The organism is Asprobacillus argus (assembly GCF_032248395.1).
Lineage (GTDB): Bacteria > Bacteroidota > Bacteroidia > Flavobacteriales > Flavobacteriaceae > Polaribacter > Polaribacter argus.
Genome location: NZ_JAVTTO010000002.1, coordinates 192834 through 206167 on the forward strand (window position 1 = coordinate 192834; position 13334 = coordinate 206167).

The window sequence follows — 13334 nt, forward strand, 5'->3', positions numbered from 1 at the left end:
TTATTTTTTTTCTAATTCGATAAATGAACTTTCTGCTTTGATAATAGCATTGTAAAATTCTTTTAAATATAAATATTCCTCTTTGTAAAAGGTTATTTTATTAATAGAAATCTTTAGGTAGATATTGATAGTATTTCCTTGTAAATAAGAATTAACAATTAGTGATGCCGATTTGTTAGGCATATATATAGCTTGCTTTTGAGGCGTTTTTTTTATGGTATACGTATCGGGAACTTTAATACTAATTGTGGTGATATACTTGCGTTTATACCCATAGTCAACCGCATATTGTCTATCCTCTAATTTGAAAGGGTTCTTTGTTAGCCTGCCATAGATAAAAGGGTTAATCAAAATAGTTTTAGAACTAGAAGCCTCTGTATCAAGATCGAATTCATAGATTTCTTTTAAAGGCTTGTCTAGATTCTTCTCGTTCACATTTTTATAGGAAGATATCTCAAAATCTACATTTTCAGATTCAAAATCTTCTAAATATTGATCCTCTCTTATTTGTGATAATACTTCTCTTGACTCCAGAGCTTCATAACCTTTGCGGGTAATAGACAATTTCCCTGTTAAGGTTTCATCATCATTTAAAGTACAACTAATAGAAGATTTTACTGAAGTCGCCAAGGTAGCTTTGACCTGTTTCCAATAAAACTCCTTTGCGTCAAAATCAAATATTCTTGCTTCTCCATTTAGACAGTCGAAAGGAACTAACCCAAAAGGTAATAGTTTATCACTGGCGTCTAGGAAATAATCCTTCCCGTCAATTTTAAGAAGTACAATAAGATAGTTGAATTCTGATATGGCGGGAAAAAGCTTATTCAACTTTCGTTCTTCTCTATTTGAAAGTAATACAACCTTAGGTTTAAAATCTACTGCTTTTAAGGCATTATATAAAGTCAGGTTAATATCTGCAAGGCTTCCTCTTTTTTCTGAGATCGCTTTCTTTGTAGTTCTTCCTTTAAACAAGCGTGTATTTCCATTCCATGTGAAGTAATCTTTTACAAAATCATATATTCTATTTGCTTTAACGAGAGCATTGTTCTCAGAAAAAATGTCCTTTGGAATTCTAGATTTTATCAGTTTGGCTTCATCTAATTTAAACACGAACAAATCCTTCACAAGTTGATCTGCAGATTTCCAATTATGATCTTTTCCCTTTTTAACAAATCGATCAAAGTAGTCATATTCAAATTGCAAACCTGAAACATAATTTCGTTTACTTAACATATAATCTTCTTCTATAAATGCAGGAATAGCATGCATTTCTTGTTTAATTTCAATGCATTTTTCTATTCCTACGCAATTTTTTACTAGCTCAGAGCTTTGAGTTGTGGGCTTCAAAGTACCAATCTGCTTAATGTTGTATTTGGGTTTAAGAGGCAACTTAGCGGTATAGCTAGACTTTACCTTGGGTAGATGAGATTGAAAATCCCAATCGTAAATGCCATAGCTACTAGCCATTGAGGATATTTTGTATTCAATAACTGAACCTACACGAACATTAGGTAAACTCAATGTCATAATATCCATATATTTAGTATGCTTCCTAATTTGAATATCCGAGTTTGATAAAAAGCTTTTCACAATTTGGCCACCTTCTAGATTATAGGTAATACCTTCTACATCTGGTTGTCTATCTAGACCAGGGCTATGAATAATGTACAGTTCTATGGTACCAAGATCTTTCGTGAAATTACTCAGGATTTTCATCCGTATATACAGTTCCTTGCGATAATCTGGACCACTTTTTGTTCTGAAGTATACATGACCACGTTCTTCTAGTATTACGGCATAGGCGGAAGAATCTTTTTCGTAATGCGTCATTTGTAGCTCTTCCATGGTAACTTCATTCATATTTGAAATTTCAAATTTTTGTGCCGTTACCATGGAAGTTATAAGAGTGAAAATTAAGGTAATCTTTTTCATGGTTGTTTTTTTTGAATAATAATTTGGTCTTTTTGTGATGCTATAACCTTATCGTAAAAGGCCTTTAAAGCTTCATAGTTGGCGGCGCTAAAAATGGACTTATTTATTTCGAAGACACTTTTTACTTGTATGATATTTGATTCTTGAACTATTTGAAAGTAATAGAACAATTCTTTATCCCTTATGCTGAAAGCCACATTTTTTGGCAGAAATCGTATTTCGTATCCTTCAGGAATATTTATCTGAACTAGATTCGTATGTTTCTTAGAAGTTCCATAATCTATGGGATACTTCCGTTCTTTTAATGTAAAAGGGTTTTTTACTAGCTGATCAAATATATAGGGATTAATGCTAAAAGAATGTTTAGACAGTGAAGAAGGCTCTATAGAAAAGGAAGCAACTTCCAATGTTGGCTTTGTTACTTTATCAAGATCCTTGATTTTATAGCTATCTATTTCAATATCAGATCTATTTAAAGATTGATTTCTAATATACTCTCTTTTAGAAACTTTATCCAAGCGATCCCTTAGAGCTAAAGCAGTATAACCATACTTCCGTATTCTAGATATTCCTTTGAAAATTTGAGCTTTTTTGTCAAAAACAATTCGAGTTGTAGTGTTTTTCTTTGTCAGTATTTTTGCAGTAATTTCTTCCCAAAAGCTATATCCAGGAATATTAAAAACCCTGGCTCTACCATTTAAGCATTTAAACGGGAGGAGTCCAAACTCTAGATGTTTATTGGTTGCGTCCAAATAATAAGTTTGGTCGTTAATATGCACTCGAATAACCAAGTAATTAAAATCTGTAAGAATGGGTTGTATATCGATGATCTTTATATTATCTCTAGTGGATAATAGTACTATTTTGGCGTCAATGTCCACAGCTTCCAAAGCATTTAAAAGCGCCATATTAATCTCTCCGAGACTTCCTTTTCTTTCGTAAAATGCTTTTTTTAGATCAAGATTACGAATTCGATCATTACTACCATTCCAAGTATAGTGATCTTTAATGAAGGTATAAGCTTTCTTGGCTCTGGAAAGTACATCGGTGTCTTTTAGGATTTGACTTGGGAGTTTTTCCTTAAAATATTTTTTATAACGAGTTTTTGAATTGAAATCTACTCTTACAATTCTGTTAATTGTATTCCAATGCTCATTTCCGTCTTTTCTTAGAATACTGTTATAATAGGCTCTTTCAAATGCCAGTTTTGAGCTAAAATTACGAGAAGACGTCATATATACATCTTTCTTAAAAGCCGGAATACTGTCCATTACATGTGTCATTTTATAACAATTTTTGTAGATAGATCTGCATTTATCCCTTACCCGAGAAGTGTCTTTCAATTTTAGATAGCCAATGAGTCTAATGTTGAAATCAATCTTATCTGGAATGTAGGCATCATATGTTGAACGAATTTTTGGAATATATGATTGAAATTCCCAATCATATGTTTTATACCCATAACTCGTAATGGTATAGCTAAACTCTATTACGGAACCAACCTTAGCGTTTGGTACTGCAAAGGACGTACTGTTCGCATTTTTAAAAACCTTATTCCGAAAAATCTGATTTGAAGGCATGATGGTCTTTAGAATATTTCCTTGTGCATCTAAGTTATAACTTGTTGCTTTTAAGTTTTTAATGGGAAAATCTTTATTATGAAATATTCTACGATTCGCAAGATATAGATCCGTTTTTTTAAGAATCTTTATTCGTGCATAATAGGTCTGACGAAAGATATAGTTCAAACTTTTTTCGACGGTCTCCGTTTCTCCTTTTTCATCTAGAACAACCGCTCCAGCATCCAGATCTTTAGCGTAGTGAGTCATTTTTAACTCATCCATAGTTACTTTTCCGAGCGAGTAATCACCTTTTATTTGAGTGTAGCTAACTGAGCAAACCAGAAAGAACACGAAGCATATCTTTTTCATTGATTTTTTTTAATAGCGAATTATCTTGGTCACAGCATTGTTTTTTAAATAGTTTTTTATGATTGTTTTAGCCAACGCTTTTTGTTCAATAGGAGTCAGTAGAGTTTTTAAAATATCTAAATGAGATTCCTGAAAAGCTAAGTTTGTGTAGCCATACCCGAAAACTTGATTATTCTCGATTAACAATATGGCATGCTCGTCTATTGTTCTTCCTTTATGAACGATTAAGAAATTGTCATGAGCAAAGTTATCCTGAGTTATTTTTCGCTTGCTCCTAAAATTGAATTTCGGATTTAGTGTCTCTAATTCTAAGTAATAACGTAATCTATTAAAAAGTAAATTTCCAGTTTCTTCATAACTTATAGAATGGACTCTGTTTTGAATTTTAAGTGCACGTTTCGTATTTTTAAGAAACACTTTACTGACTTCAGATTTTATATTTTTACTACGTCCGACGTAGATCACTTTTCCATTCACATCATGAATATAAAACACTCCAAGAGATTCTGGTAATGTTTCTAAAATGGCATTGAATCGTTGTTTTTCGGTCCTATTATCAAAATATTCAATAGACGCCTCTAAGATGGTTTTACTTACATCCTTTTCTAAAAGTAATTTAAACAATTGAACTGTTGCTAAGGCATCTCCCGATGCTCTGTGTCTACCGCTCATAGGAATACCTAGCGATTTACATAGTTTCCCTAAACTATAGGATTCGAGATCTGGAATTAATTTCCTACTCAGTTCAACCGTACATATTGTATTTCTATAGAAATCATATTCTAACCTAGAAAATTCAGTCTTTAGAATTCTATAATCAAAACTTGAATTATGTGCAACCAAAATGCAACCTTCTGTAATCTCTATAATGCGTTTAGCAATTTCATAAAACTTAGGTGCATTGCGCAACATTTTGTTGTTAATTCCAGTTAATTTAACAACAAACTCCTGAATGGGTTTTTCAGGATTAATAAGCGTAATAAATTGATCTACAACTGTATGTCCGTCATATTTATAAATAGCAATTTCGGTAATTCCTTCTTCATTGTATTTTCCGCCGGTAGTTTCAATATCTAATATTGCGTACAAATCTCTTTTTGTTTGGCAAATTAAGGATTATAATTTCGAGCACCAAATATAGAGCTTCCTACACGTATCATAGTACTGCCATTTTCTATAGCCAATGGATAATCTCCACTCATCCCCATTGAAAGAATGGTCATTTGAGGATTTTTTTCTTTAAGAGTGTCAAAGAATCGTTGTAAAGATGAAAACTCTTTTTGCAACTGTGAAGTGTCTGAAGTAAATGTTGCCATTCCCATGCACCCCACAATTTTTATATTTGGTAACTCAACTATATCAGAAGAAAGAATTGTTTCTATCTCAGAAAATGAAAGACCAAATTTTGAATCTTCCATTGCAATTTTAGCCTGCAATAAACACTTAATGATTCGATTATGTTTTTGCGCTTGCTTATTAATCTCTTTCAGCGTTTTTAGACTGTCAACACCATGAATGAGATCTACAAAGTGAGCCATGTACTTTACCTTGTTTCGTTGCAAATGACCAATCATATGCCATTGAATGTCCTTAGGAAGTTCATCATATTTAGAAACCATTTCCTGAATCTTATTCTCACCAAAAACCCGTTGACCGGCATTATAGGCTTCTTGTATATCAGAAATAGGTTTTGTTTTTGAAACAGCAACAAGGGTCACTCCACCAGGAATGGATGCCTTTATCGTATCCAGATTGTTTTGTATAGTACTCATATATTAAAATTCATACATGGTTAAGCCACTTCGTAGTTTAGGTTCTATATAGCTTGTTTTTGGAGGCATTTTTAATTCAGCATCCGCAATTTCCTTCATTTCTTGTACAGTAATAGGAATCAATCCAAAACCTACTTTAAAAGTCCCATTATCTACATTTGTTTTTAAAGACAATGAATCCAATGTGTTATTCGTATAACCTAAACGATTGTTATTGTTTAGATCATGAATGCCTAATATTGGTTTTAAGATGGTCTGAAACAATATTTCTGCATCTAAGGTACTTAAAGCATCCGTAAAATGATAACTGCCTTTTCGTAAATATAAAGAATAGAACTCTCCATTCAAATACATACTAAAATGGTGTTTCTTGGATGGTTTATACATTTGTTGGCCTCTATTCTCAATTCTAAAATGTGCATCCAATTGAACTAGGAACTCATCGGCTGAATAACCATTGAGGTCTTTTACAAATCGATTGAATTCTGAAATCTTTAAATGCGATTCAGGAATTAAATAACTCATAAAGAAATGATACGGTTCATCGCCTGTATTATGCTCGTTATCGTCTGTTAAATGTTTAGCTAAAAGGGCAGAGGAAGCAGACCTGTGATGACCATCAGCAATATACAAAGAACTGGTATCTTTAAATACGTCAATGATAGAGGCAATGATAGATTCTTCAAAAATTACCCATAGCTTATGAAGTTTCTTATCCGTTGTAGAAAACTCATATTCAGGACGATCCAATTTCTTTTTAGCAATAATTGCGTCAAGATCTGAATTGTCTTTATGAGTAAGTAGCACGGGCTCTGCATTAAATCCTGTAACTTTAAGGTAATTCTCAAACAACTCTTCTCTGTGTTGCATAGTACCTTCGTGTTTTTTGATAATGCCTTTATTGTAATCATCAACGGATGTTGCAGCGATAATACCGCAAAATGTATTGTTTACATCAGAACTTTCATATAGGTAAAAGGACGGAAGACTATCTTGAATAAAGATGTCATTCTCTTTAAACTCTTCATAACGATTGTGAACCATTTCAAATCGTTGCTCTCCTGTAATTTCCTGATGATACTTATATCCAGGGTTAATAATATGTAAAAATGTAAAAGGATTAAAGTCTAATTTTGCTCCTAATTCAGCAGGAGAATAAGCTTCATATGATTTAGAAGAAACCAACGCAACTTTATCTCTGCTTGGCCGTATAGCTTTAAAAGGTTTTACAATGGCCATATTAACTCAATAGGCTTATAATTTGCGAAGCTAATTCAGTTCCAATTCTATCCTGTGCTTCCATGGTAGCAGCTCCAATATGTGGTGTTAAAGACAGCTCAGGGTTCATTAATAATTGAATCTCTGGAGTAGGCTCACTTTCAAATACATCTAAAGCAGCAAATTTGACTTTATCACTTTCTATAGCCTTTACAAGTGCCACTTCATCTAACACACCACCACGTGCGGCATTCACAATACCAACACCGTCTCGCATTTTTTCAATTTCATTAGAACCAATAATATAATTGTCTTGCGCTGGAACGTGCAATGTGATAAAGTCACTGTCTTTTAAAATGGTATCTAAAGGAACGGTATCGATTGATATTGAAATAGACTGACCTGTAAAAAATTCAACATTGATAGAAGCATTTTCTAGGTAAGCATCCGCAGCAATCACTTTCATACCAAGACCTAGTCCTATTTTTGCTACTTCCTGCCCGATCCTTCCAAACCCAATAATACCAATTGTTTTTCCACGTAACTCAGTTCCTCCAGCGTATGCTTTTTTCAATTGCTTAAAGCGAGTATCTCCCTCTAATGGCATTTCTCTATTAGATTGATGTAAGAATCTTGCCATTCCAAACAAATGCGCAAATACCAATTCTGCTACCGAGCTTGAAGAAGCTGCAGGAGTATTAATAACATGTAATCCTTGATCTTTAGCATATTGTACATCAATATTATCCATACCTACACCTCCGCGTCCAATAAGCTTAATACTTGGACAAGCATCAATTAGTTCTTGACGAACTTGAGTAGCGCTTCTTACTAGGATAGCATCGATACCATGTTCGTTGATAAAGTCTTCTAATTGTTCTTGCGCAACTTTTGTTGTGATAACTTCAAATCCACCTTTTTCTAAAGCATCAATTCCGCTTTGAGAAATTCCGTCGTTTGCTAATACTTTCATTATGATTTTCTTTCTAATTCTTGCATTACATCTACCAATGCCTGGACACTGTGCAAAGGTAATGCGTTATACATACTTGCTCTATATCCTCCAACACTTCTATGACCATTTAATCCATTGATACCTGCATCTTTTAGCATCGTGTCGAAAGTATCTTTTAAGCTTTCATTTGTAAGTACAAATGTTGCATTCATTACACTTCGATCCTCCACAGCTACTACACCTTTGAATAATGGATTTCTGTCTATTTCAGTATAGAGAAGGTCGGCCTTTTTTTGATTTACTTTTTCTATAAAAGGAATTCCACCTAAATCTTTTAACCACTCTAGTGTAAGCATTGAAACATAGACTGCAAACACAGAAGGAGTGTTAAACATACTGTCTTTACCAATATGAACTTGATAATCTAACATTGACGGAATTACTCTGTCTATTTTTCCAAGGATATCTTCTTTTACAACAATCAACGTAGTTCCTGCTGGTCCCATATTCTTTTGGGCACCTGCATAGATCAAGTCGAACTTTGAAAAATCCAATCGCCTAGAAAATATGTCAGAACTCATATCACACACCAAAGGACTTTCCGTTTGCGGAAATGATTTCATTTGTGTACCAAAAATGGTATTGTTACTAGTACAATGGAAGTAATCTACATCTTCAGGAATACTGTAATCTTTCGGAATATAATTAAAATTTTGATCCTTAGAGGAAGCTACTTCAACTAATTCTCCAAACAATTTAGCTTCTTTTATAGCTTTGCCAGACCATGTTCCAGTATTTAAGTAGGCTGCCTTTTTATGTAAAAGATTATAGGCAGTCATTAAAAATTGTGTACTGGCACCACCTTGTAAAAACAACACTTTATATCCTTTACCTTCAAGATCTAATAGTTCTAAAACTAGACTTCTTGCTTTCTCCATTACGGCAACGAATGACTTGCTTCTATGAGATATTTCAATTAATGATAAATCATCATTATTAAAATTGATAACGGCTTCGGCTGCTTTTTGCAGAACTTCTTCAGGTAAAATACAAGGGCCTGCGCTAAAGTTATGTTTTTTCATATTATTTGGTTGTTTTATAGGCTTGCAAAGTTGCTAATTTTCTATTAGAACTCATATTATTTAATAGATTAAATTCGAGTTAAGAACTGGAGTGTGTTTACACCATCTGCGTAATCCCAAAGTTTAGGATGCTGCGTATTACCAAATGAAACTTCATTTTCTATAAACCCATTAGAAACAATGCACTGAATACTTTCTTTTTCTTGATGTAGTTTAATCTTTAGATCGATAGGGTTTTCATAATATTCGTAAAAAACACTTGCAATAGGAGAGGCGTAACTTTGATCTTCTTTGATCATCAAAAAACCGTTTTCTAAAATATCAAATTCACTCATCAAATACACGGCTTTATTATAATCGTAATTATTCGTGTACTTGGTATTATTAACGATCTCACGTTGTTTATACATTCCTTTGAAAAAAGCATCGAAATCATAATTCTTAGGTACAAATAATTTAGATACACTTCTACAGCCTAAACCAAAATAACGAAAGACGTCTTCACTTAAATTTTCATAATCTTCTTCGGACTCATTGCCTTGTATAACGGCAACTGAGTTTCTATTTTTCCTAATTATACTAGGTTTATCTTTAAAATAATACTCAAAATATCGAGCAGTATTATTGCTTCCTGTTGCAATAACCGCATCAAAACCAGATAATTTATCTTCTGTAAAAGAGATCATTCCTTTAAATGAAGGCTCTATGTATTCCAAATACTTTGCAAGGAATGGGACCAAATGCTTATCGTTCGAAGATTGTTTTACCAATACGGAATGTCCACACACTAAAACAGATAAAAAATCATGGAAGCCCACCATAGGAATATTACCAGCCATAATAATCGCCACTTTCTTCGGAGTACTTTCAGATAAATCTTCGTCCTGTATCCACATATTTAGATTCTCTGCGGTCAACGCGCTTGCCCAGTTTTCTGTGGCAAATAAAATATTCGCTTTGGTAAACCAGCTGTTATTTTCCTCAGCAAGTTTTATTTGATGCTTAAATCCTTCAAAGAACACTTCGTTAAATGGAACGTCAGGTTTTTCTTCAATACCTTTTGTTGAAAACTGTCTTAGGAAATTCCCTAATTTTTCGAAAGCAGTTAGCCTATTTTTAATACTGATCATTTCTTTTGGTAATCCGTTTTTTTGGCGTTATTTTTGCAGTCGCAAAGGTACAAAACTGAAATAGAAGAAATGGCAATAATTATAACTGACGAATGCATTAATTGTGGAGCTTGTGAACCTGAATGTCCAAATACGGCTATTTATGAGGGTGCAGATGATTGGAAATATGCAGACGGAACTGATTTATCTGGAAATATAGTTTTACCGAATGGAGTGTCAGCAGATGCGGATGAAGATCAAGAACCCATTTCGGATGAGATCTATTATATCGTAGCCGACAAGTGTACTGAATGTAAAGGATTCCATGAGGAACCTCAATGTGCAGCAGTATGCCCTGTAGATTGTTGTGTACCCGATGAGGACAACGTAGAGACAGAAGAAGAGTTATTAGGCAAACAACGATTTATGCATAGCGAATAATAGCTAAAAACTAGAAAATGAAACGCTCTTAAACAAAAGTTTAAGAGCGTTTTTGTTTTAAAACTAGTTATTTGTAGGTTTAAAACTGATAATTCAAAGACAAATTATACATGGTACCAAACTGACTGAAATGAAAACCGTCATAAGTTGTTGTACTATATCGTTGATTAAACGTGATGAGGTTGGATTGTGTTAATGTCTGAACAGGATCATTTAATAGTGCCTGTCCTGCAGCATTTTCAGCTTTAAAGTTCCATTCAGGTGTAATGTTCAACAGATTATTAATATTTAGACTTACCACTATTTTATCTGTGAATTTGTAATTTATTCCCAGATCGGTAATGATCTTTGGAATAAACTCTGTTCTGATATCATTGCTCAAACCTTGCTGATGAAATGTAGCCTTCCCGAAATAAGTATTATTCAATGTCGCGCCAAACTTTCCTAAAGTATAGTTGGCTCCTAAGATCCATTTTGTTTCTGGTCTTGAGGTGAAAAGCACTGATTCTTGCGTTTTATTAACTACCGTCTGACCTGCATCTGCGATAAGTTGAGGCGTTTTTGTTGCACCTACTTGTTTGTTTTCTAAAACATAGTTTCCAGAAAGATTTAACGCCAAAGTACCATTATGTATAGCAATATTCTTATAGTTGAAAACGACATCTAATCCAGAAGTTCTTGTATCTAAACCATTAATAAAGAAACTGATTCCTTGTAGATTCTGATCTCTTAAAAAAGCATCCAAATCGGTAGTTCCAATGTTTGCTCCATTAGCGTCGAAAGCAGTTCCTGAAATTTCATAACTAAGGATGACTCTGTCTTTAATACCAATGTTATAATAGTCTATTGTAAACTGAAAGTCCTTATTTAGCTTAGCACCAATACCTAAAGTGAAATTGGTCGATTTTTCTGCGCTTAACTGTGGAATCTCTAGTAATTTGGCTTCCGGAGAAATATTATTGATTAGCCCTGTTACTTGAATTCCTTGACCTGCAACAAAACTATACTGCAATTTTTGAGAATAGATTTGATGTAGTGTAGGTGCTCTAAAACCTGTTGATACCGATCCCCTTAAGGTAAAATTATCTGTAAAATTGTATCGAGAACTTAGTTTCCACACAAAGGCATTACCAAAATCAGAATAGGTTTCTGTTCTGATAGTTCCATTTAATAGAAAATTCTCCGTGGCATTATAGCTAACATCTAAATATCCTCCCCAATTATAACGGTTAAAAGTTTTAGAATTTTCTGGTCTACTACCGGCAAAAGAATCTGATCCACCACCATCATAGGAAGCCAATTCCCCTGCAATTACTTCAAAATTTTCAAACCTAAATTCGGTTCCAAAGGCAATACTTAGTTTATCAGAAACAATTCTAGAAACATCAATATTTCCTACCCCATGTGTAAATTTTGTTCCTCCAACATCGAATGTAATGGGGCTATTTTCTCTATATAGTTCAAAACCTTGCGTAAGTTCTCCAGCATCTACAATACCGTTATTATTCGCATCTACCCAAGTTGATGGCGATAAGACTGAATTCCCATTATGTGAGTTTCTTACTGTATATTTTTGAAGGTTTCCTCCAATGGTATAGCTTACATCATAGTTCCATTCATTTTTTTGTCCTTTAAAACCAATGCTTGCATTATAATCATTTAAAATGCCATCAAAAGTTGGAATATAACCATCATAGTTGTTAGGAGTTCCTGGAGCAGGAAAAAAGTCTCCTAAATAGGGATAATCGGCTAAGGTTCTCCAATAAGGTGTTCTATAGTTTGCGAAACTATTTGCGGCTTTATAAACATAGGCAGCATTAAAATACAAAGATCCTTTTTCGCTGAGTTCGTAACCTCCGTTCAATAAAAACTTGGTACTGATTGTTTTGGGTGTTGCATTCACGTTCCCTGCATCAGGGTGTCGACTCAAAAACTCCTGAACATCCGTAATATTAGCCCCAAAATCTGTGGCCTCCCCTAGAGCATTTACAAGACCTGGTCTGTTTGCTCGGTTTGATTTGGAGAAATCTACTGTATAATTTAGAAACCCTTTTCCATTATTTATGCTTTCTCCATTATTAAGACTAAAACCTAATAGCTCTCCGTCCCCTTCAGATGTGACTCCTGTTCGAGTAGTCACACTGCCTTTGTTATAATTGTCTTTTAAAATAATATTGACTACACCAGCTATGGCGTCAGAACCGTAATGAGCTGAAGCCCCATCTCTTAAAATCTCTACGCGCTTAATAGCATCTATGGGGATAGCCGAGATATCTGCACCAGTTTCTCCTCTTCCCGCAATACCATAGGTATAGGCTAAGGCACTTAGATTCTTTCGTTTTCCATTTATTAAGATCAATGTTCTACTGGGTCCTAGATTTCTTATTTCATATGGATCGAATAGGGAGGTAGCATCAGAAACCGGAATATTCACAACATTAAATGATGGTACCTTGTATTGTAATACTTGATCAAATGATGACTGTCCTGTATTTGTAATATCTTTAGAGGGTAGAATATCAATAGGGAGTGGCGTTTTCGTGTTACTTCTGGCTGGAGTTCTACTTCCTACCAGAACAATTTCATCCAACACATTAGTTTCCTTTAAAATGATTGAAAAATTTATGGTGTTTGCCACCGTAATTTCTTGAGATTCAAACCCAATAAAGCTGATAACTATTATCGAGTTTGACGAACGAACTTCTAACGTAAATTTACCATCCAGATCGGATGATGTTCCATTAGATGTACCTTTCTCCATAATACTAGCTCCAGGTAAAGAATTGTTCGCTTCATCTTTTATGACTCCCGTAATTTTTATTTGAGATGAAGCTACTATACTCATTAAAAATATAGATAGGTAAAGAATTTTTTTCATGTTTGGTAAGAGTTTA

Annotated in this window: 10 protein-coding genes; 1 reads left to right on the top strand and 9 read right to left on the bottom strand. The window is 33.9% G+C overall.

Going from position 1 to position 13334, the window contains the following annotated elements; translation table 11 throughout:
• The 8 genes from RQM59_RS04590 to RQM59_RS04625 form a co-directional block, all read right to left on the bottom strand.
• Window positions 1–1932 carry a DUF3858 domain-containing protein gene (locus tag RQM59_RS04590; RefSeq protein ID WP_349240903.1) on the bottom strand — a complete coding sequence of 644 codons (1932 nt, stop codon included), beginning with the start codon at window positions 1930–1932 and terminating at the stop codon, window positions 1–3.
• Complete coding sequence (locus RQM59_RS04595) at window positions 1929–3863, bottom strand: DUF3858 domain-containing protein (protein WP_349240904.1); 1935 nt, start codon at window positions 3861–3863, stop codon at window positions 1929–1931. Before RQM59_RS04595 ends, RQM59_RS04590 begins: the two co-directional genes overlap by 4 nt.
• 9 nt (window positions 3864–3872) lie before the next feature.
• Entirely contained in the window at window positions 3873–4952 is a 1080-nt protein-coding gene (locus RQM59_RS04600) for an exonuclease domain-containing protein (protein WP_349240905.1), read from the bottom strand.
• A 20-nt stretch (window positions 4953–4972) separates the two neighbouring features.
• Window positions 4973–5635 (bottom strand): YggS family pyridoxal phosphate-dependent enzyme, encoded by a 663-nt coding sequence (locus RQM59_RS04605; RefSeq protein WP_349240906.1) that lies wholly within the window; start codon window positions 5633–5635, stop codon window positions 4973–4975.
• Between the two features lie 3 nt (window positions 5636–5638).
• Entirely contained in the window at window positions 5639–6874 is a 1236-nt protein-coding gene (locus RQM59_RS04610; protein ID WP_349240907.1) for a DUF1015 domain-containing protein, read from the bottom strand.
• Window position 6875: 1 nt separating this feature from the next.
• Window positions 6876–7826, bottom strand: a complete 951-nt coding sequence (locus RQM59_RS04615) for a D-2-hydroxyacid dehydrogenase (RefSeq protein ID WP_349240908.1) — start codon at window positions 7824–7826, stop codon at window positions 6876–6878.
• Window positions 7826–8890 carry a 3-phosphoserine/phosphohydroxythreonine transaminase gene (gene serC, locus RQM59_RS04620; RefSeq protein ID WP_349240909.1) on the bottom strand — a complete coding sequence of 355 codons (1065 nt, stop codon included), beginning with the start codon at window positions 8888–8890 and terminating at the stop codon, window positions 7826–7828. The genes RQM59_RS04615 and serC overlap by 1 nt, the downstream gene beginning before the upstream one ends.
• A 68-nt stretch (window positions 8891–8958) precedes the next feature.
• Window positions 8959–10020 carry an acyl-CoA reductase gene (locus RQM59_RS04625; RefSeq protein ID WP_349240910.1) on the bottom strand — a complete coding sequence of 354 codons (1062 nt, stop codon included), beginning with the start codon at window positions 10018–10020 and terminating at the stop codon, window positions 8959–8961.
• 69 nt (window positions 10021–10089) lie between these two features.
• Here RQM59_RS04625 and RQM59_RS04630 point away from each other — a divergent pair, with 69 nt between their 5' ends.
• A complete protein-coding gene (locus tag RQM59_RS04630; RefSeq protein WP_349240911.1) occupies window positions 10090–10440 on the top strand; it encodes a 4Fe-4S dicluster domain-containing protein in 351 nt (116 codons plus the stop codon).
• 79 nt (window positions 10441–10519) lie between these two features.
• Here the strand turns inward: RQM59_RS04630 and RQM59_RS04635 are convergent, their stop codons facing one another.
• A complete protein-coding gene (locus tag RQM59_RS04635; protein ID WP_349240912.1) occupies window positions 10520–13318 on the bottom strand; it encodes a TonB-dependent receptor in 2799 nt (932 codons plus the stop codon).
• Between the last annotated feature and the right edge of the window lie 16 nt (window positions 13319–13334).

What these genes read in the sequence shown, in the direction of transcription:
- RQM59_RS04590 (WP_349240903.1), bottom strand. Translation starts at nt 1,932, where the DNA reads ATGAAAAAGATTACCTTAATTTTCACTCTTATAACTTCCATGGTAACG.
- RQM59_RS04595 (WP_349240904.1), bottom strand. Translation starts at nt 3,863, where the DNA reads ATGAAAAAGATATGCTTCGTGTTCTTTCTGGTTTGCTCAGTTAGCTAC.
- RQM59_RS04605 (WP_349240906.1), bottom strand. Translation starts at nt 5,635, where the DNA reads ATGAGTACTATACAAAACAATCTGGATACGATAAAGGCATCCATTCCT.
- RQM59_RS04610 (WP_349240907.1), bottom strand. Translation starts at nt 6,874, where the DNA reads ATGGCCATTGTAAAACCTTTTAAAGCTATACGGCCAAGCAGAGATAAA.
- RQM59_RS04615 (WP_349240908.1), bottom strand. Translation starts at nt 7,826, where the DNA reads ATGAAAGTATTAGCAAACGACGGAATTTCTCAAAGCGGAATTGATGCT.
- serC (WP_349240909.1), bottom strand. Translation starts at nt 8,890, where the DNA reads ATGAAAAAACATAACTTTAGCGCAGGCCCTTGTATTTTACCTGAAGAA.
- RQM59_RS04625 (WP_349240910.1), bottom strand. Translation starts at nt 10,020, where the DNA reads ATGATCAGTATTAAAAATAGGCTAACTGCTTTCGAAAAATTAGGGAAT.
- RQM59_RS04630 (WP_349240911.1), top strand. Translation starts at nt 10,090, where the DNA reads ATGGCAATAATTATAACTGACGAATGCATTAATTGTGGAGCTTGTGAA.
- RQM59_RS04635 (WP_349240912.1), bottom strand. Translation starts at nt 13,318, where the DNA reads ATGAAAAAAATTCTTTACCTATCTATATTTTTAATGAGTATAGTAGCT.